Below are 18722 nucleotides of genomic sequence, written 5' to 3'. Positions count from 1 at the left end.
TTATAACCGTTTCCGGGGCACGCTTCATTCCGGAATATCAGGGAGAAAGGAATTCATGCAAAACCAAACGCTTCTCCGGCGTGCTGCACTGGCCGTTCTGTTTCTTGCCGTAGTCATTGGCTTGCTGGTATACGGCCTGGGCGTTGAAAGCATCAAAGCCCGCCAGGTAGACCTGGTGTACCTTGGCCAGCAGCATATGATGCTGGTGTTCTGGTCAATGCTGTTCGCCTTGCTGGTCGGCATCCCCAGTGGGATTATCCTCAGCCGCCCCGCCGCCCGAAAGTGGGCCGAGTATGTCATGCAGATCTTCAATGTGGGTAACACTTTACCGCCCCTCGCCGTTCTGGCGCTGGCGATGGTGGTGATTGGCATTGGCGATCGTCCGGCGATTATCGCCCTGTTCCTCGCGTCTTTGCTGCCCATTGTGCGAAATACCTATTCGGGCCTGTGTTCGGTGCCGGCCTCGCTGATTGAAGCGGCCAACGGCATTGGCATGACCAAAGGTCAGCGCCTGCGTAAGGTAGAATTGCCCAATGCCTGGCCGGTGATGCTGTCCGGCATCCGTGTGGCTACCGCAATTAACGTCGGAACCGCGCCGCTGGCGTTTCTGATTGGTGCCAGTAGCTATGGCGAGCTGATCTTCCCCGGCATCTACCTTAACGACTTCCCGACGCTGATCCTGGGTGCCGCTGCGACCGCGCTGTTTGCGCTGATCCTCGATATGTTGCTGGCAGGCCTTGGCCGTCTGGTCAGCCCGCATACGGCCGTTTAGAAGAATAATAAGGAGCAATACATGGCTAAGGCCTCTTCGTTAACCCGCTGGGTTCGTCATACCGCACTGGCGCTGAGCGCCACGCTGGCCATGAGTGCCACCGTGGCCGCCGCTGAACCGATTGTGATGGCGACGAAAAGCTTCACCGAGCAGCATATCCTTTCCGCGTTGACCACCCAGTATCTGCGCAAGAAAGGTTTCCAGATTGAAGCGAAAACCAATATCGCCACCACCATCGGCCGCAATGCGATGATCAATAAGCAGGTTGATATGACCTGGGAATATACCGGCACCTCGCTGATTATTTTCAACCATATCAACAAGGCGATGTCCTCGAAAGAGGCTTACGAGACGGTGAAAAATCTTGATGCCAAACTTGGCCTGGTATGGCTCAATCCGGCGCCAATGAACAACACCTACGCGTTTGCTATGCAGCGCAAACGTGCCGATGAAGAGCATATCGACACCATGTCACAGCTGGTGGCGAAGATTGAAGAGGTGCGCAAAAACGATCCCGACCATAACTGGATGTTAGGGCTGGATCTGGAATTTGCCGGCCGCTCTGATGGCATGAAACCTCTGCAGAAAGCCTACAACATGCCGCTGGATCGCCCGCAAATCCGCCAGATGGACCCAGGCCTGGTGTACAACGCCATTCGTGATGGTTTTGTCGATGCCGGACTGATCTATACCACCGATGGCCGCGTAAAAGGGTTCGAGCTGAAAGTGCTGAAGGATGATAAGAACTTCTTCCCAAGCTACGCGGTAACGCCGGTGGTCACCAAAGAGACGCTGGATTCCCATCCGGGACTGGCCGATGCGCTAAATACCCTGTCACCGTTTATCACCGATGAAGCCATCACCGAGATGAACAAGCGCGTTGATATCGATCATCAGTCGCCGCAGACGGTCGCGAGTGATTTCCTTAAATCGAAAGGCTTAATCTAAGGAGGCAGTATGGATACCATTCATTATATTATTGATAACTGGAGCTATTTAGCCTCACTGACCTTTCAGCATCTGTGGCTGGTCGGGCTGGCCGTCGGTATGGCGATCGTCATCGGCGTACCGCTCGGCATCGTCATTGTTCGCTATAAGTGGCTGGCAACGCCGGTGCTGGGCCTGGCGACTATCGTGCTGACCATCCCGTCTATCGCGCTGTTTGGCCTGATGATCCCGCTGTTTTCCATGATCGGTCAGGGAATTGGCGTGCTGCCTGCGGTCACCGCGGTATTCCTCTATTCCCTGCTGCCGATTGTGCGCAACACCCATACCGCGCTGGAAAACATCCCGCCGGGTTTGCGTGAAGCGGGACGCGGGATCGGCATGACCTTTTCGCAGCGTCTGCGTTGGGTGGAGATCCCAATGGCGCTGCCGGTCATTTTCGGCGGTATTCGTACCGCGGTGGTGATGAATGTAGGTGTCATGGCGATTGCCGCCGTGATTGGTGCGGGTGGTCTCGGCCTGCTGTTGCTTGATGGCATCAGCGGCAGTGACGTCCGTATGTTGATTGCAGGCGCGCTGATGATTTGTTTGCTGGCAATTATTCTCGACTGGCTGCTGCACCGCTTGCAGCTGGCGCTGACTCCGAAGGGGATTCGATAATGATAAAACTGGAAAATCTCACTAAAACGTTTAGCCAGAAAAATGGGTCCACCTTTAATGCCGTGGATAACGTCAGCCTGAACGTGCCGGAAGGCGAAATGTGTGTGCTGCTCGGCCCTTCTGGCTGCGGGAAGTCCACCACGCTGAAAATGATTAACCGTCTGATCCCGTCAACCAGCGGCAAAATCCTGATTAATGGCGAAGACACCAGCGGGCTGGATACGGTGACGCTGCGCCGCAACATCGGCTATGTGATCCAGCAGATTGGTCTGTTCCCTAACATGACCATCGAAGAGAACATTACCGTCGTGCCAAAAATGCTTGGCTGGGATAAAAAGCGCTGTCGTGAGCGCGCGACTGAGCTGATGAGCATGGTGGCGCTGGATCCGAAAACCTTCCTGCACCGCTATCCGCGTGAGATGTCCGGCGGACAGCAGCAGCGTATCGGCGTGATCCGTGCGCTGGCCGCAGATCCACCGGTACTGCTGATGGATGAGCCCTTCGGCGCGGTCGACCCGATCAACCGTGAAGTGATCCAGAATGAGTTTCTGGATATGCAGCGCCAGCTAAAGAAAACGGTGATGCTGGTCAGCCACGATATTGATGAGGCGTTGAAACTGGGTGACCGCATCGCGGTATTCGGTCAGGGGAAAATCGTGCAGTGCGCCAGCCCGGATGAGCTGCTGGCGAAGCCGGCTAACGACTTTGTTGGCTCTTTCGTTGGCCAGGACCGTACGCTGAAACGCCTGCTGCTGGTTCAGGCCGGCGACGTTACCGATCAGCAGCCCACCATCACCGTGAAGAAGAATACGCCGCTGTCTGAAGCGTTCGGCATGATGGATGACAACGACATGCGCTCCATTACCGTAGTGGATGATGACGGCAAGCCGCTGGGCTTTGTAAAACGTCGTGAGGCGCGCGGTGCCACCGGACAGTGCATTGAAATGCTGAACAAGTTTACCGTCACCGGTCGTGCGGAAGAGAACCTGCGTATCGTGCTGTCGAAACTGTATGAGCACAATCTGGTGTGGATGCCGATTGTCGATGAAGAAGGCCGATACAGCGGGGAGATTTCGCAGGATTATATTGCGGGCTATCTGAGTTCCGGTCGTACACGTCGCGCCTTGAACCTGTCCTGATCCGAGGTTAACTGACTTTCAGCAATAGGGACGCCGCTGAAAGTCAGTTAAGGGCCTTTTCCTGTCAGGCCGATGCAAACCGTCAAAACCTGACTGCGCTTAAATCGATGTATTTCGCCAAATCGCGCGTTTCAGCCCGTGGCAGATACGGCAGTTCCCCTAACAACGGTGCTTGAATGCTATTGCTCAACACCTTAATAATTTCAGCGTAATGCGCCAGCCCCGGATTGATGCGGTTCGCGACCCAGCCCAGCAGCGGCAAACCATCATTAATAATCGCTTCCGCCGTTAACAGCGCATGACTCAGGCAACCCAGCTTGATGCCGACCACCAACACCACCGGAATTTTCTCTTCCACCACCCATTCAGAAAGCGGCCGTAAATCAGTCATCAGGCTGCGCCAGCCGCCGGTACCTTCCACCACCACATAATCCGCCTGCTCAGTTAACGCACTGAGTCCGGTGCTTAATGTGGCGTAATCAACAAAGATGTCCTGACTGGTGCTCACCTCATCATCGAGCACGGTGAACGGATTGATCGCGGCATAAGGCAATTGCAGCGTGGAGGAAGATTGCAGGATCAGCGCATCTTTGTTCCTGAGCCCCTGCTCTGTTTGCTGGCTGCTTTTGGCGACAGGCTTATAGCCCACCGTGCTTTTATTGCCTTCAGCCAGCTTCTGCAGGAGCGCGCGGCTGATTACGGTCTTCCCAACTTCAGTATCCGTGCCCGTCACAAATATCCGCTTCAACATTGCTGCCCTCCATTAGTCATTACCGATCAAATTGATTAAAAAGAATTAACAATTAACAACCGGCATAGTAGGACAGTCTGCGGAAAGTCAGCTTGCGTTAGCGCAATATTTTATCGATAAGCGAGGAGAATCAGCCCTGCAGCAGTTTAACCAGCAGGGTGCCGTCATAAAGGGCATCTTTTACCAGCGCGGCACCTGGCATCGTTCCGACGTTAAGAAATTGTGTCGGCTCGAGGGCGATCTGCTGGCTGTAAGTCGGGAGAGACTGGCGATGGATGCAATCAGCTATCGCCGGGAAGAGAATGTCTCTGGCCTGATTGAGCGGAGAACCAATCAGTATTTTTTGTGGATTAAACAGGTTGACCATGATCGCCACAATGCGTCCCACGCTGTGACCGACACCGACGATCAGCTCGGTAGCCAATGGGTCGCCTTGTAAGGCTGCATCGCACAACGCTTCCAGCGTCAACGGTTGGTCATGCAGCGTGCTGTCAGCGGAGGTTTCGAGCCGCAGCGCCGCTTGTTCCAGCAGGTTCTCGCTGCTGGCAACGGTTTCCAGACAGCCGTGATTGCCGCAGTAGCACTGCTTGCCGTGAGGATCGACCTGGGTATGACCAATTTCAACCAGCGTGCTGCTGCCGTTATGTAACAGTCTGCCGCCGGTGATCACGCCGGCACCCACCTGATGGTCAATCACCACCTGGATGACGTTCTTCGCTTCCTGAGCGGCACCAAATAACGATTCCGCCAGCGTCCAGGCACAAACATCATGCTGAATATAGACCGGCAGACCGGTCCGCTTTTCCAGCTCGGGACCCAGCGGCATATCGGTGATGTGATAGAAAGGCATGCGATGAACTATGCCGCTGCGGGCATTGAGAATGCCGGGCAAGGTGATGGCGATCGCCGTCAGACGCTCGAGTTTCTGCTGATGACGGATAAAGAAGGCGTCCACTTCAGCTATAATGCGCCCGACTAACGGCTCGCTGTTTTCCACCGGCAACGGGCAGAGATCCTCGGTCACCAGCTGGCTGCTTAGATCGCGTAACGAGAGGGTAATATCACCGTTGCCAATACGAACTGAAAGGTAATGCCAGGCCTGAGTATCCAGAATTAATCCCACCGCGGGACGGCCGCGGCTGCCGGCTTCCTGAAACTCGGTTTCCTGAACCAGATGGGCTTCCAGCATCTCACGCACAATCTTGGTGATGCTGGCAGGCGCAAGCTGCGCCTTGCGGGCTAATTCTATACGCGAAATGGGACCAAACCGATCAATCAGCCGATAAACTGCCCCTGCATTTGTCTGTTTGATCTGGTCAATGTGGCCAGGCTGACCGTCCGCTATCACACCCCTGCTCCCACTTATTTTCGCGCTTCAAAATAAAGCTTTCGGTCATGGTGAAACACTTCGCGGATGGCGTCAAATATTTGATTCGGAATGTGATTTGCAGCACATAAAAGCCGTTCAGCCGGCTGATAATCCATCAGTTGGCGAGGGTAACAGCAGTTCTTTCATGTGTTTCATCAGCGCGGTGGTCTCCCGCCGCTTTGCCCAGACCAGCCACACTTCTGACCAGGCATCTGCTTCTTTTAGCGCCACCCAACTGACATCCTCAAGACGAATGCGGCTGAAGGAGGCCGGCAAAATTGAAATGCCTAATCCCGCTGAAACCAGTCCGAGAATGGTCATCGCCTCGCCCACTTCCTGGGCAATATTGGGCTGGATCTCGTAGCGTTGTAACAACGCCAGCGTTTCCGTGTACAGCGCCGTACCGACTTTGGGATCGAAGAAAACAAAAGGTTCCTGCGCCAACGCTTTGACAGAGATCGCCGGGCGCGAAGCTAAGCGGTGGGATTTAGGTAATACCGCAAATAACGGCTCGCGCAGCATCAGCTGATGGTCCAGGGTTTCAGGTAACGGCGTATTGCGCATCACCCCCAGATCCAGCCGTCCTTCGTTGATCGGCTCCAACTGCTGGCGGGTGTTGATTTCCTGCATCTGAATATGCACGCCGGGATAGCGCTGGCGAAAGGTAAACAGCGCATCAGAGACGGCGGTAATAAAAGGTGCGGACGAGGTAAAACCTATGCGCAGTTCCCCCTCATCTCCCCGGTGCAGCCTGGCGGCCTTATCCGCAGCCTGATCGACCTGCAGCAGGATTTGCCGGGCATCGAGCAAATACTGGCTGCCTGCGGCGGTAAGCTGCACGCTGCGGTTGGTGCGGGCAAACAGCCTGGCACCAATTTGCTGCTCAAGGATTTGGATCTGCTGGCTGAGCGGTGGCTGTGAGATATTCAGCCGCTGCGCCGCCCGGCCAAAATGCAACTCCTCTGCAACCGCAATAAAGTAGCGCAGGTGACGAAGCTCAATAGTCATATTTTAAACATCTCATTCGAGATTATTAATAGATTAGACATCATATTAATCCCTTATTACAGTAAACAGAATAATTTCATTTCAAGGATTTGCAGTGAATCGCTCATCACCTTCCGCGACGCTTCCTGACAGCCTGCAGCGGCCTTCTGAACCCCTCCCGCTCAGCAATGAGTACATCAATCGCGGCACACCGCAGTTTATGCGGGTCACGCTGGCGCTGTTTTCCGCCGGACTGGCGACCTTTGCCCTGCTTTATTGCGTGCAGCCCATAATGCCGGTGCTCTCGCAGGAATTCGGCGTCTCTCCGGCGGCCAGCAGCCTGTCACTTTCCGTTGCGACCGGCTTGCTGGCACTCGGGCTGTTGGTAACGGGGCCGCTGTCGGATGCGATTGGCCGTAAATCGGTGATGGTGACCGCGCTGTTGATGGCAGCAGTCTGCACCTTGCTTTCTGCCACCATGACCAGCTGGCACGGCATTTTGATTATGCGCGCGCTAATCGGGCTGTCATTAAGCGGCGTGGCGGCCGTTGGCATGACCTATCTCAGTGAAGAGGTGCATCCTGGGGTGATTGCCTTCTCAATGGGCCTTTATATCAGCGGCAATTCGATTGGCGGCATGAGCGGCAGGCTGCTGAGCGGCGTGATCACTGATTTCACTTCCTGGCGGGTGGCGGTGGCGGTAATTGGCTGCTTTGCGCTGGCTTCGGCGCTGATGTTCTGGAAAATTCTGCCACCCTCGCGCCATTTCCGGCCCGCCTCGCTCAAGCCGCGCAGTTTGCTGATTAACTTCCGGTTGCACTGGCGCGACAGCGGTCTGCCGTTGCTGTTTGCGGAAGGCTTCCTGCTCATGGGCGCGTTTGTGACGATGTTTAACTACATTGGCTATCGCCTGCTGGCGCCGCCTTATGGGCTCAGTCAGGCCATTGTGGGCCTGCTGTCCGTGGTGTATCTGACCGGATCCTGGAGTTCCCCTAAAGCGGGCGCGATGACCGCCAAATATGGCCGCCCGGCAGTACTGTTGTTTTCCATCGGGATGATGGTGGTGGGCATTCTGCTGACACTGTTCAGTTCGGTATGGCTGATTTTACCGGGAATGATGCTCTTTACCGCGGGGTTCTTTGCCGGCCATTCGGTTGCCAGCGGCTGGATTGGCCCACGCGCCAGACGTGCCAAAGGACAGGCAAGTTCGCTGTATCTGTTTAGCTACTATCTGGGTTCGAGCCTGGCGGGAACATTGGGAGGCGTTTTCTGGCATCAGTTTGGCTGGGTTGGCATTACCGCCTTTATCTGTACCTTACTGGTGCTGGCGTTGCTGGTGGGCGTTCGTCTTCGCAGCAAAGCGTTATAAAAGAACGGGCCTTGCGCCCGTTCTTTTGTTTGTCCGCTACTTGGTACGGTCAGCGTAACGTTTGTGCAGCTTCTGCAGTTTGGCTGGGATCACGGCCAGGCAATAACGGTTCTGTTGCCCTTCACCTTCCCAATAGTTCTGATGATACTCTTCCGCCGGATACCACTCGGCCGGACCTTCAATGGTGGTCACGATCGGGCTGGTCTGATCTTCCTGCGCACGCACAATTGCCGCTTTGGCTTCTTCTGCCTGCGCTTCATCAGCCGGGAAAATCGCTGAACGGTACTGCGTGCCGATATCATTGCCCTGGCGGTTCAGCTGGGTAGGATCATGGGTGGCAAAGCTGATATCCAGCAGGTCGCCATAGCTGACTTTCTCCGGATCGAAGCCAAGACGAATGGCTTCTGCATGGCCGGTGTTGCCATCGCAAACCTGACGGTAGGTTGGATTGCTGGTGTGGCCACCAATATAGCCACTCTCTACCGACACGACGCCAGTAATCTGTTTGAAGACCGCTTCTGTGCACCAGAAGCAGCCCCCGGCGATGGTTGCATATTCAATTGTCATGGTGACTCCTCTTTTACGATCGTGCCGGACTCAGTGACAGCCTGTCCGGCTTAATATCGGCCATTGCAGCATAAGCGTATCAATAATGCTATCCAGTTCTGCGCGGCTGGCGCCTTCGCGGGCGCGGACGGACATGCCCTGCAGTAAGCATCCCAGATAGGCAGAAAGCGCCGTGATGTCGGTCTTCGCGTCCAGCTCACCTGCGGCCTGACGCGCCAGCAGAAACTCATTCAGGTGATTCTCCTGACTGTTGTGGCGCGCGCGCAGCATATCAGCGACCTCGGATGAATCCGCTGAGAGTGCGGTAGAGGTACAGATAAAGAAGCAGCCGGCCGGTTTTTTGCCATCGGTAAAGCAGGCGGCGGTGGAACGAAAATACCCTTCCACGCCTTTCTCTACGCAGCTTTCAGGGCAAGCCAGAGCAGCCTGCCGCTGTTCGGCAAACTTCTCAATATAGCGATCCACTGCGGCGCGGAACATCCCTTCTTTATTGGTAAATTCGGCGTACAGCGTTGGCGCTTTCGCTCCGGTCGCTTCAACCAGATCGGAGAGTGAAGTGGCTTCATAGCCATGACGCCAGAACAGCTCAAGCGCAATGTCTAACGCCGCTTCCCGGTCGAAGGTTTTTGGCCGTCCCCGGCCCTTACGGGTGCAGATTTCCTGATCGGTCATAGATCCTCTCTTTGGCAACGCAATGAGGAATAAATTACCGATCATTATAAAAACAATCAAGCGGCCATGTCGAGCCTGTTCGTCACTTTCCTTGTTTACCAGGATGTTGTGGGGGAAATCCGCGTCGGGAAAAATTTTTTTGAAACTTTAAATCATTTTTTATCAAGCGCTTGCCAATTAAATTAACGGTCGTTAATAAAATGCAGTTGACGGATCGCCGTGGCAGGAATACCATTTAGTTATCGATCGTTAACTAATAACGACGCAGACATCAACTAAACCGAATTGAGAGAGAATAAAGACTATGAAAAACCTGAAAATGACCCTGGCTGCTATCGCACTGACTTCCGTTTCTTTCGCTGGTTTCGCTGCTGACATCGTCGGTCAGGAACCGGTTAATCAACAGCAGGTCGGCGTGGTTACCGCCACCGGCACTAACCTGTCTTCCCTGGAATCTCAGCTGTCGGCTAAAGCCGATGCAGCCGGTGCAAAATCGTTCCGTATTACCTCAACCACCGGTAATAACCGCATGCATGCTACTGCAGAGATTTATCAGTAATTGCACCGAATGAGCTTTTTGCACCATAACAAATTTTAAATTAAGGGTATCGTCATGAAAAACATCAAATTAGCTGTAGCTGCTGTGATTTTAGGTTCATTGTCTTTCGGTAGCATGGCTGCCGACCTGGTCAGCAGTGCCCCGGATAACCAGCAGAAAATCGGCGTGATCAGCGCAACGGGTAGCACCAACCTCGCCTCACTGGAGTCACAACTCTCGGAGAAGGCCCAACTGGCGGGCGCGAAATCTTTCCTCATCACTTCGACCTCTGGTCAGAACAACCTGCATGGCACAGCCATCATTTATAACTAATTGCTTTTCGCCCGCTCTGCCGCCAGCTCATCCCTGGCGGCATTCTTATTTCTACCGCTCCGAATATTCCTGTCAAAATCCCCGTTAAATAAAGCCACACTTTATGTGGAAATAAAGCCAACAGTTTCCATACTGAAATTATTTTTAATTGAATGCTCAATCAATAAAACCTATGATAGTGGCCTCTTTTGACAAATCTTCAACAAAAAAGGTGAGAAATTGACGAATTAATACAACCAAATCAGAAGGATAAATTCACAACCTGACTATTGCCCAGTGTAGTTAGCGGATATGCGGCGGAATTTCCCAGTATGCGCTAAGGCACGCTTTGCAAAGATCGGGGTCAATCTTGATTATTTTCGGAGATGGTATGCCGACGACTGAAATATCCAGGAAAGAACAAAAAGACCGCATCAATCCAGTGGTTTTCTTCACTTCAGCAGGACTGATTCTGCTTTTCTCCCTCACCACTATTTTCTTCACGGATTTATCGGATCGGTGGATTAACAGTGCCCTTGAATGGGTCTCCAATACCTTCGGCTGGTATTACCTGCTGGCAGCTACGGTCTATATCGTCTTTGTGGTGCTGATTGCCGCCTCGCGCTTTGGCTCAATCAAACTGGGGCCGGAGCAATCTAAGCCGGAGTTTAGCCTGACCAGTTGGGCAGCGATGCTGTTTGCGGCGGGTATCGGTATCGATCTAATGTTCTTCTCCGTGGCCGAGCCGGTGACGCAGTATATGATGCCGCCAGAAGGCCAGGGACAAACCATGGAAGCTGCGCGTCAGGCCATGGTCTGGACGCTGTTCCACTACGGACTGACCGGTTGGGCGATGTATGCACTGATGGGCATCGCGCTGGGCTACTTTAGCTACCGCTATGGTCTGCCGTTGACCATTCGTTCCGCCTTATACCCTATTTTCGGCAAGCGTATTAATGGCCCGATTGGCCACTCCGTGGATATCGCGGCGGTGATTGGTACCATCTTTGGTATTGCCACCACGCTGGGTATTGGTGTGGTGCAGCTGAACTACGGTCTGCACGTGCTGTTCCATGTGCCGGAAGGATTGACCGCGCAGGCGGCGCTGATTGCCTTATCGGTAATAATGGCGACGATTTCCGTTACCTCGGGCGTGAATAAAGGTATCCGCATTCTGTCGGAGCTGAACGTGCTGCTGGCGCTGTTCCTGATCATCTTTGTGCTGTTTGTCGGCGATACCAGCTTCTTACTAAATGCGCTGGTGCTGAACGTGGGTGATTACATCAGCCGCTTTATGGGCATGACGCTGAACAGCTTCGCCTTTGACCGCCCGACTGAATGGATGAATAACTGGACGCTGTTCTTCTGGGCGTGGTGGGTTGCCTGGTCGCCATTTGTGGGCCTGTTCCTGGCGCGCATCTCCCGTGGACGTACCATCCGTCAGTTTGTGGTCGGCACCCTGACTATTCCATTTATCTTCACGCTGTTATGGCTGTCGATCTTTGGTAACAGCGCCCTGCACGAAATCATCGGCGGCAACATGGCCTTTGCCCAGGAAACGCTGGCGCACCCGGAACGCGGATTCTACAGCCTGCTGGCGCAGTATCCTGCCTTCACCTTCAGTGCTTCGGTCGCCACCATTACCGGCCTGCTGTTCTATGTGACCTCTGCCGATTCGGGTTCACTGGTACTGGGTAACTTCACCTCAAAACTGAGTGATATCAACAATGATGCGCCGAACTGGCTGCGTATCTTCTGGTCACTGGCGATAGGCCTGCTGACCGTGGGTATGCTGATGGTGAATGGCGTGACCGCGTTGCAGAAAACCACCGTGATCATGGGTCTGCCGTTCAGCTTCGTGATTTTCTTTGTGATGGCCGGGTTGTATAAATCCCTGCGGGTGGAAGATCACCGTCGCGCGAGCAGCGTGGTGAATACCCAGCCTATGCCGGTATCGCGTGAAGATCGCCTGAACTGGAAACAGCGTATCTCCCGCGTGATGCATTATCCGGGCAGTACGCATACCCGCAAGATGCTCGACACCGTGTGTCTGCCAGCGATGCAGGAAGTTGCGCTTGAACTGGAACGTCGCGGTGCTCAGGTGCAGGTCAATGAACTGCCGCCGCTGGAAGATGAACGTCTGAACCATCTTGAAATGTCGGTAGCGCTGGGTGAAGAGCAGAGCTTCCTGTATCAGATCTGGCCACAGCAATACTCGGTTCCGGCCTTCACCTACCGTGCGCGTAGCGGTAAAACCGATTACTACCGACTGGAAACCTTCCTGCTGGAAGGCAGCCAGGGCAATGATTTGATGGATTACACCAAAGAGCAGATCATTAATGACATTCTCGATCAGTACGAACGTCATTTAACCTTCCTGCATATTCACCGTGAAGCACCAGGAAACGCCATGCCGTTCCCTGAAACGCAGTAAAGCACGGCGCAATAAAGCCGGGTTACCGCCCGTTAATGTCGAAATGCCTCTGACATGACTGCGCGGTATCCCGGCTTTTTGTTTTTCAGAGATGCCGATCCTGCTTACGCTGTCGGGAAGCCATCGAATTGGCGACCCACCTCGCCAGCGCCGGGCCGGTTAATAACACCACAATAAAGCGGCCGGTTTGCATCGACATCACGAAAGGCATATCCACGTGACTGGATGAGGCAATAATCGCGACTGAATCCGCCCCACCCGGACTGGTTGCCAGATAGGCGGTCAGCGGATCGATTCCCGCGAAATGCACCAGACAAAATGCGAACAAACCACAAATCGCCACCAGGCTTAATATAGACAGCAACAGTCGGGGAAGTGCTTTGGCGGCATACAGCAGAATGGCGCGATTAAATCGCAGACCAATGCTCCAGCCAATAATCGCATACGCCACCATCAATAACGCCGGCGGCAATTCAATGGTCAGCAGATTAAAATCCTGCAGAATCACCCCACCTGCTAAGGTCATTAACAACGGTCCCGCCGGAATGCGGAAAACTTTGCCGGCCAACACGCCGCCGAGGATCACCAAAACAGTGATGGCAAAATGTCCCCAGGCGACAGGCTGAATAATATCAAAGCTGGAAGGCGCGGCACCGGCAGGCACCTCCGGCGCCCAAATCCGCGCCACGATGGTTGCCGCAACCGCCACAATCACCACGCGAAGATATTGCATAAACGCCACTAGCCGTACGTCCGCACCATAACTTTCTGCCATCAGCGTCATGGCGGTAGCCGCACCAGGCGATGAACCCCAAATGGCCGTCGAACCGGGCAACACCTGAAAACGCGTCAGTAACCAGCCGAGCAACGAACTGGCGATAATGACCGAGAAAATACTGGCGATAAATAAGGGCCAGTTTTTGGCGATTTCGACAAATATTGAAGCGGGAATGGCGCGGGCAATCATGCTGCCCACAACGCCCTGTGCCAGATAAAACAGATTGCGATGGATGATTAACGGTTTGTCTCGCGCGGCAAAAACGATCGCCATTGCCATTGGCCCCAACAGCAGCGCCGCCGGCAGATTCAAACTTTCCAGGCCAACGACAGCCAGAGTGGAAAACAGAATCAACCAGAACCAACGCAGGGGAGGTATTTTCATCAACGACTCCATAAAGTGCCTGACAGATACGCATTCCATTTTATCAGCTCATTCTGCCCTGCCAGACTTTTTAACCGCGATATCGGTGATAAGTCTGACCCAGAGCTCAAAGCCACGCTATTATTCTCAAAAGGATTTAGTATGTTGTAACTAAAGTGAGCAGTTAACCTTGGTGGTTCTTTGACTGCGTGCCGGGTGGACGCGAATTTACGACGTATTGCCTGAGCGTTCGCCTTATCAACCGGACGATCGTCCCTGAATACTCACTGGCAGAGTGGTTATAACGGCTGTCCCCGAGGCCAGGTTAACTAAGCCAACCTGTGGAGGCCCACTCATATTAATGCTGGCGCTGTAAAGTATTTATTTGAATATAAGAAATCGACAAAAATAGCGCAATTATTGCTATCCGCCAGAATGGGAGTTGTTCAATTGCCCAACGTAATGCCCTGGCAGATGTTAAGATTTGTCTCAATATTGTAAATATAAGCTTGTCAGAATTGAGACCCCGGTAGTTAAACAGCGTAAAAATAGCGAAAATAAATAAACATTTTCATGATTAGGTGTTTTTTACCGTCAATTTTCTCTGTACACTGGTCCTCGATACATACACTGATTAATTTTAAACCACTCAACGCTACGGATTCCTTATGAGCGAAACTCTGAAAGTATTAAATAACATTCGAACCCTTCGTGCTCAGGCTCGTGAAGTTTCTTTAACTGAACTTGAAGAGATGCTGGAAAAACTCGAAGCGGTTGTTAATGAACGTCGTGATGCAGAAGCGGCTATCGCTTCTGAAGTTAAGGAAAAAGAAGAGAAGCTGGCTAAATACCGTCAGATGCTGTTGGACGACGGCATTGATTTAAGCGAACTGACTTCTGCAGAGACTTCTACCGGTAAATCTCGTGCCAAGCGTGCTCCACGTCCGGCCAAATACCAGTACACCGATGAAAACGGTGAAACTAAATCCTGGACTGGCCAGGGCCGTACTCCTGCGGTAATTAAGCAGGCGCTGGACCAGGGTAAAAAACTGGAAGATTTCCTGATTTAATCTTCCTGCCACGTCAGTTTTCGCTGGCGTGGCTACCTTCCCTTCCCTTTTTATCTCACGACTCTTTTCTTTGTCGCTTTATAATTCTCTCCCGTAACAGCCTGACCGATTGTTGATCCCTGAAGCGCGCGACAATAATGAGTATGTTGTAACTAAGAGTGACTTCTGATGAGCCGATATGATGCCGTAGATAACCTGCACCGCTGTGTGGAAGCGCTGCAGACCGCGTTGGCAGCCTTAACCCAGCAGCTTCCTCAACTGCGTCTGCTGATGGCACGGGTTTTTGAATTGCCGCCGGTGCATAAAGGCCAGGAGCATCAACCGCTGCTGGAAATTAACGTTACCCAGCACCTGGCACAATCAGCATTAAATCTGGCACTAAGTCATTATTCCCGCCTGTTTATCCAACATCAGTCTGAGTCATTAAGCACTAAAGCTGCGGTACGCTTGCCTGGCGCAATTTGCTTTGAAGCCAACCCGGAGCAATCGGCGCTTATCCGTCAGCAGGTTGAGGCGATTAATAGCCTGAAATACCGCCTTGAACAGATTATTACCGTTGAGTCTGGGGTAGAGGCTGAGGAACGCTTTGAATTTGTCCATACCCATCTCAGAGGATTAATAACGCTGAATGCCTACCGCGCTATTACCCTGCTGGAATCGCCCGATTCGCTGCGATTTGGCTGGGCAAATAAGCACATTATAAAAAATGTCAGCCGGGAAGAGATGCTGGAAAAGCTGAAAAAAAGCGTGGCGTCGGGACGGGCAATGGCACCCTGGACCCGTGAACAGTGGGCGGAAAAACTGGAGGAGGAGATGGCGATAATTAATTCTCTGCCAAAGGAAGCAAAGTTAAAGATTAAGCGCCCGGTAAAGGTGCAGCCGATTGCCCGCGTATGGAATAAACAACAGCAAAAGCAAACGCAGCTGGCCTGCCCTTCTCCTTTACTGGTGCTCTGCGAAGATGCGCACCAGCTGCCGAAGCTTGGCGAATTACGCAATTATGATGCGGCGAACGTGGCCCATAAATTTAAACCTCAGGCCACGCCGCTGTTTGCGGTGATCCCGAGGTTGCATTTATATAGTGATACAAACCTGTAACAGGTTACTGGCGGCAAAAAAAAGAGCGGAATAAATTCCGCTCCTTCATCAATCTGTCATTAAGACTTCATGCTGCCAACCATATCTTCCGGTCGAACCCAGGCATCAAACTCGTCTTCGGTAAGATAACCCAGTTTCAGCGCCGATCCTTTCAGGGTTAAGCCTTCTTTATGCGCTTTCTTGGCAATTTCTGCCGCTTTATCGTAGCCAATATGCGTATTTAATGCCGTCACCAGCATCAGTGACTCATTTAATAGCTGGCTGATACGATCGAGATTCGGCTCAATACCGACGGCGCAATGGTGATTGAAGCTGTCCATCCCGTCAGCCAGCATCCGCACCGATTGCAGGAAGTTATGGATGATCATCGGACGATAAACATTCAGTTCGAAGTTGCCGGATGCACCGCCCATATTGACCGCCACATCGTTACCCATCACCTGGCAACAGAGCATGGTCATCGCTTCACACTGGGTCGGATTGACTTTACCTGGCATGATTGAGCTGCCTGGCTCGTTTTCAGGAATGGCAATTTCGCCGATACCACAACGCGGACCCGACGATAACCAGCGCACGTCGTTAGCGATCTTCATCAATGATGCGGCCAGCCCTTTCAGTGAACCGTGGGCATGGACCAGCGCATCACAGGTTGCCAGAGCTTCGAATTTATTTGGCGAGGTGACAAAAGGCTGTTTGGTCAGTTCAGCCAGCTCTTTCGCCACGCGTACCGCATATTCCGGGTGCGTATTCAGCCCCGTCCCCACCGCCGTACCGCCTAACGCCAGTTCCGCGACATGCGGGATGCTCTGCTCAATATGCCTGAGGTTATGGTCCAGCATCGCCACCCAGCCGGAGATCTCCTGGCCGAGGGTTAATGGCGTGGCATCCTGCAGATGGGTTCGGCCAATTTTGACGATATCCTTAAAGGCGTCGGCTTTATCGTTCAGAGTTTTTTGCAGGATTTTAAGCTGAGGAAGCAAATGCTCCTGAATGGCCAGTACCGCCGCGACATGCATCGCGGTCGGGAAGACATCGTTGGAGCTCTGACTTTTATTCACATCGTCGTTTGGATGCACCAGGCGTTCCATGCCACGCACGCCACCAAGGATTTCACTGGCGCGATTGGCGAGCACTTCATTCATATTCATGTTGGTCTGGGTACCGGAACCGGTCTGCCAGATTGCCAGCGGGAATTCTGTACTGTGATGGTCCGCCAGCACTTCATCCGCGGCGGAGATAATGGCCGTGGCCCGCTCGTTGGGCAACAGGCTTAAATCACTGTTCACCTTTGCCGCAGCGCGCTTGGTCAGCGCCAGAGCGTGCACCAGTTCAACAGGCATTTTTTCGGTGGAGATACGAAAGTGTTCCAGTGAGCGTTGCGTTTGCGCGCCCCACAGTTTATCAGCAGGAACTTCGATGGGACCCATTGAATCTTTCTCAATGCGGTTGGCAGCCATGACTCTCTCCTTTTTGCACAATAATATGATTTTGAACCGTTACTTTGCCCTGAAGGGCCAAAAGCGCGGGCGATATTCTGGCATACAAGAATTTAACATTATGCGACTCATTCGACCTTCTTGCACTCCGCATTGTCTTTTTGACGTGGTTTTCTGCTTTAATACACGCAGTTATTATCCGATTATGTGTGAGTTAACATGCAAAAATTAATCAATTCGCTGCAAAATTATGCCTGGGGTAGCCCCACTGCCCTGACCGAACTGTATGGCATTCCTAACCCGGATAACCTGCCGATGGCGGAACTCTGGATGGGTGCGCATCCCAAAAGCCCTTCCTTTATAGACGTTGAGGGTCACAAGCAGTCATTACGTGCGGTAATTGATGCCGATAAAGAGGCGATCCTCAGCAAGGCCGTCGCTGCGCGCTTCGGTGAACTGCCGTTCTTATTTAAGGTGCTTTGCGCCGATCAGCCGTTGTCGATTCAGGTTCACCCAAGCAAAGCGGCAGCCGAAGTCGGCTTTGCCAAAGAGAATGCGGCTGGCATTCCTTTAGATGCGCCAAACCGTAACTACAAAGACGCCAACCATAAGCCCGAGCTGGTGTTTGCACTGACGCCGTTTAAGGCCATCAACGGTTTTCGTGAGCTTCACGAAATCATCTCCCTGCTGCAGCCGGTCGCGGGTGCACATCCGGCGATTGCCCATTTCCTGCAGAACCCGCAGATGAGTGGCCTTGAGGCGCTGTTTACCGCGCTGCTGTCGATGGAAGGTGAAGAGAAGAGCCTGGCGCTGGACGTGCTGAAGAGCGAAATCCCGCGTCAACAGGGCGAACCCTGGGCCACCATCTCGCTGATTGAAACCTTTTACCCTGATGACAGTGGGCTGTTCTCCCCGCTGCTGCTGAATGTGATTGAGCTGCAACCTGGCGAAGCGATGTTCCTGTTTGCCGAGACGCCACACGCCTATCTGCAAGGGGTGGCGCTGGAAGTGATGGCCAATTCGGATAACGTGTTGCGCGCGGGATTAACGCCGAAATATATCGATATTCCCGAACTGATGGCGAACCTGAAATTTGATGCCAAGCCGTATGCCAACCTGCTGACTCAGCCGGTGCAGCAAGGCGATACGCTTAATTTCCCGGTTCCGGTGGACGATTTTGCTTTCTCCCTCCACCAGCTCAGCGCCCAGCCAACCGTCGTTCAGCAGCAAAGCGCCGCGATACTGTTCTGCGTGGATGGCCAGGCGGTCATCAGCCATAACGACCAGCAGCTGACGCTCAAACCCGGCGAGTCCTGTTTTGTTCCGGCCACGCACGCCCCGGTGACGCTGGCAGGCAATGGTCGGGTGGCGCGCGTCTGTAACCTGCTGTAGGATTTACGGCTGACGTTAAGCGCCACAATTGCTATTATTAATCAAATTATTAAGCAAAACGCCTCAGGGC

At 53.2% G+C, this 18722-nt stretch carries 18 protein-coding genes; 11 read left to right on the top strand and 7 right to left on the bottom strand.

Features of this window, described 5'->3' with window-relative positions:
* Positions 1-55 precede the first annotated feature (55 nt).
* Genes osmY through osmV form a run of 4 tightly spaced genes read left to right on the top strand, consistent with a single transcriptional unit; the run spans position 56 to position 3516 of the window.
* Positions 56-772: an osmoprotectant ABC transporter permease OsmY gene (gene osmY / locus E2F51_RS17210; protein ID WP_013202011.1), complete on the top strand. Its 717-nt coding sequence runs from the start codon at positions 56-58 to the stop codon at positions 770-772.
* A gap of 21 nt (positions 773-793) precedes the next feature.
* Positions 794-1720: a glycine betaine ABC transporter substrate-binding protein gene (locus E2F51_RS17205; protein ID WP_134824043.1), complete on the top strand. Its 927-nt coding sequence runs from the start codon at positions 794-796 to the stop codon at positions 1718-1720.
* A 9-nt stretch (positions 1721-1729) separates the two neighbouring features.
* A complete protein-coding gene (gene osmW, locus E2F51_RS17200) occupies positions 1730-2377 on the top strand; it encodes an osmoprotectant ABC transporter permease OsmW (protein WP_013202009.1) in 648 nt (215 codons plus the stop codon).
* A complete protein-coding gene (osmV, locus tag E2F51_RS17195) occupies positions 2377-3516 on the top strand; it encodes an osmoprotectant ABC transporter ATP-binding protein OsmV (RefSeq protein ID WP_013202008.1) in 1140 nt (379 codons plus the stop codon). The genes osmW and osmV overlap by 1 nt, the downstream gene beginning before the upstream one ends.
* Positions 3517-3598: 82 nt before the next feature.
* Here osmV and bioD read toward each other — a convergent pair whose 3' ends face one another.
* The 3 genes from bioD to E2F51_RS17180 form a co-directional block, all read right to left on the bottom strand.
* A complete protein-coding gene (gene bioD, locus E2F51_RS17190; RefSeq protein WP_134824042.1) occupies positions 3599-4267 on the bottom strand; it encodes a dethiobiotin synthase in 669 nt (222 codons plus the stop codon).
* 130 nt (positions 4268-4397) lie between these two features.
* Positions 4398-5615, bottom strand: a complete 1218-nt coding sequence (locus tag E2F51_RS17185) for an ROK family transcriptional regulator (protein ID WP_134824041.1) — start codon at positions 5613-5615, stop codon at positions 4398-4400.
* 117 nt (positions 5616-5732) lie between these two features.
* Positions 5733-6644 (bottom strand): LysR family transcriptional regulator, encoded by a 912-nt coding sequence (locus E2F51_RS17180; RefSeq protein ID WP_134824040.1) that lies wholly within the window; start codon positions 6642-6644, stop codon positions 5733-5735.
* A 94-nt stretch (positions 6645-6738) separates the two neighbouring features.
* Between E2F51_RS17180 and E2F51_RS17175 the strand changes: the two genes are divergently transcribed.
* Positions 6739-7992, top strand: a complete 1254-nt coding sequence (locus E2F51_RS17175) for an MFS transporter (RefSeq protein WP_013202004.1) — start codon at positions 6739-6741, stop codon at positions 7990-7992.
* A 36-nt stretch (positions 7993-8028) separates the two neighbouring features.
* On the opposite strand, the gene msrA is transcribed toward E2F51_RS17175, so the two are convergent.
* Complete coding sequence (gene msrA, locus E2F51_RS17170; protein ID WP_013202003.1) at positions 8029-8559, bottom strand: peptide-methionine (S)-S-oxide reductase MsrA; 531 nt, start codon at positions 8557-8559, stop codon at positions 8029-8031.
* Between the two features lie 30 nt (positions 8560-8589).
* On the bottom strand, positions 8590-9231 hold the full coding sequence (locus tag E2F51_RS17165) for a TetR/AcrR family transcriptional regulator (RefSeq protein WP_013202002.1): 642 nt from the start codon (positions 9229-9231) through the stop codon (positions 8590-8592).
* A gap of 304 nt (positions 9232-9535) precedes the next feature.
* On the opposite strand from E2F51_RS17165, the gene E2F51_RS17160 reads away from it, so the two are divergent.
* The 3 genes from E2F51_RS17160 (at position 9536) to E2F51_RS17150 (ending at position 12515) form a co-directional block, all read left to right on the top strand.
* On the top strand, positions 9536-9790 hold the full coding sequence (locus E2F51_RS17160; protein ID WP_134824039.1) for a DUF1471 domain-containing protein: 255 nt from the start codon (positions 9536-9538) through the stop codon (positions 9788-9790).
* Between the two features lie 54 nt (positions 9791-9844).
* Complete coding sequence (locus E2F51_RS17155; protein WP_013202000.1) at positions 9845-10102, top strand: YdgH/BhsA/McbA-like domain containing protein; 258 nt, start codon at positions 9845-9847, stop codon at positions 10100-10102.
* 370 nt (positions 10103-10472) lie between these two features.
* A complete protein-coding gene (locus E2F51_RS17150) occupies positions 10473-12515 on the top strand; it encodes a choline transporter (protein ID WP_013201999.1) in 2043 nt (680 codons plus the stop codon).
* An 85-nt stretch (positions 12516-12600) separates the two neighbouring features.
* Here the strand turns inward: E2F51_RS17150 and E2F51_RS17145 are convergent, their stop codons facing one another.
* The gene (locus E2F51_RS17145) at positions 12601-13677 is read right to left on the bottom strand and encodes an AbrB family transcriptional regulator (RefSeq protein ID WP_134824038.1); all 1077 of its coding nucleotides are present in this window, start codon (positions 13675-13677) and stop codon (positions 12601-12603) included.
* A 647-nt stretch (positions 13678-14324) separates the two neighbouring features.
* Between E2F51_RS17145 and E2F51_RS17140 the strand changes: the two genes are divergently transcribed.
* Positions 14325-14726, top strand: coding sequence for an H-NS family nucleoid-associated regulatory protein (locus E2F51_RS17140; RefSeq protein ID WP_013201997.1), 402 nt, complete (start codon positions 14325-14327; stop codon positions 14724-14726).
* Positions 14727-14894: 168 nt separating this feature from the next.
* Positions 14895-15824 (top strand): DNA replication terminus site-binding protein, encoded by a 930-nt coding sequence (gene tus, locus E2F51_RS17135; protein WP_134824037.1) that lies wholly within the window; start codon positions 14895-14897, stop codon positions 15822-15824.
* A 59-nt stretch (positions 15825-15883) separates the two neighbouring features.
* Here tus and fumC read toward each other — a convergent pair whose 3' ends face one another.
* Positions 15884-17281 (bottom strand): class II fumarate hydratase, encoded by a 1398-nt coding sequence (gene fumC, locus E2F51_RS17130; protein WP_134824036.1) that lies wholly within the window; start codon positions 17279-17281, stop codon positions 15884-15886.
* 198 nt (positions 17282-17479) lie between these two features.
* Between fumC and manA the strand changes: the two genes are divergently transcribed.
* Positions 17480-18652 carry a mannose-6-phosphate isomerase gene (manA, locus tag E2F51_RS17125; RefSeq protein ID WP_134824035.1) on the top strand — a complete coding sequence of 391 codons (1173 nt, stop codon included), beginning with the start codon at positions 17480-17482 and terminating at the stop codon, positions 18650-18652.
* Positions 18653-18722: the final 70 nt, after the last annotated feature.

The sequence above is a fragment of the Erwinia sp. QL-Z3 genome, from assembly GCF_004551645.1.
GTDB lineage: Bacteria > Pseudomonadota > Gammaproteobacteria > Enterobacterales > Enterobacteriaceae > Erwinia > Erwinia billingiae.
This window is presented reverse-complemented; position numbering and strand designations above follow the sequence as displayed.

Coding starts and splice junctions, on each gene's coding strand:
- E2F51_RS17165 (WP_013202002.1), bottom strand. CDS start 9,231: ATGACCGATCAGGAAATCTGCACCCGTAAGGGCCGGGGACGGCCAAAA.
- E2F51_RS17160 (WP_134824039.1), top strand. CDS start 9,536: ATGAAAAACCTGAAAATGACCCTGGCTGCTATCGCACTGACTTCCGTT.
- bioD (WP_134824042.1), bottom strand. CDS start 4,267: ATGTTGAAGCGGATATTTGTGACGGGCACGGATACTGAAGTTGGGAAG.
- manA (WP_134824035.1), top strand. CDS start 17,480: ATGCAAAAATTAATCAATTCGCTGCAAAATTATGCCTGGGGTAGCCCC.
- osmV (WP_013202008.1), top strand. CDS start 2,377: ATGATAAAACTGGAAAATCTCACTAAAACGTTTAGCCAGAAAAATGGG.
- osmW (WP_013202009.1), top strand. CDS start 1,730: ATGGATACCATTCATTATATTATTGATAACTGGAGCTATTTAGCCTCA.
- E2F51_RS17205 (WP_134824043.1), top strand. CDS start 794: ATGGCTAAGGCCTCTTCGTTAACCCGCTGGGTTCGTCATACCGCACTG.
- E2F51_RS17145 (WP_134824038.1), bottom strand. CDS start 13,677: ATGAAAATACCTCCCCTGCGTTGGTTCTGGTTGATTCTGTTTTCCACT.
- E2F51_RS17155 (WP_013202000.1), top strand. CDS start 9,845: ATGAAAAACATCAAATTAGCTGTAGCTGCTGTGATTTTAGGTTCATTG.
- tus (WP_134824037.1), top strand. CDS start 14,895: ATGAGCCGATATGATGCCGTAGATAACCTGCACCGCTGTGTGGAAGCG.
- E2F51_RS17180 (WP_134824040.1), bottom strand. CDS start 6,644: ATGACTATTGAGCTTCGTCACCTGCGCTACTTTATTGCGGTTGCAGAG.
- E2F51_RS17140 (WP_013201997.1), top strand. CDS start 14,325: ATGAGCGAAACTCTGAAAGTATTAAATAACATTCGAACCCTTCGTGCT.
- msrA (WP_013202003.1), bottom strand. CDS start 8,559: ATGACAATTGAATATGCAACCATCGCCGGGGGCTGCTTCTGGTGCACA.
- E2F51_RS17150 (WP_013201999.1), top strand. CDS start 10,473: ATGCCGACGACTGAAATATCCAGGAAAGAACAAAAAGACCGCATCAAT.
- osmY (WP_013202011.1), top strand. CDS start 56: ATGCAAAACCAAACGCTTCTCCGGCGTGCTGCACTGGCCGTTCTGTTT.
- fumC (WP_134824036.1), bottom strand. CDS start 17,281: ATGGCTGCCAACCGCATTGAGAAAGATTCAATGGGTCCCATCGAAGTT.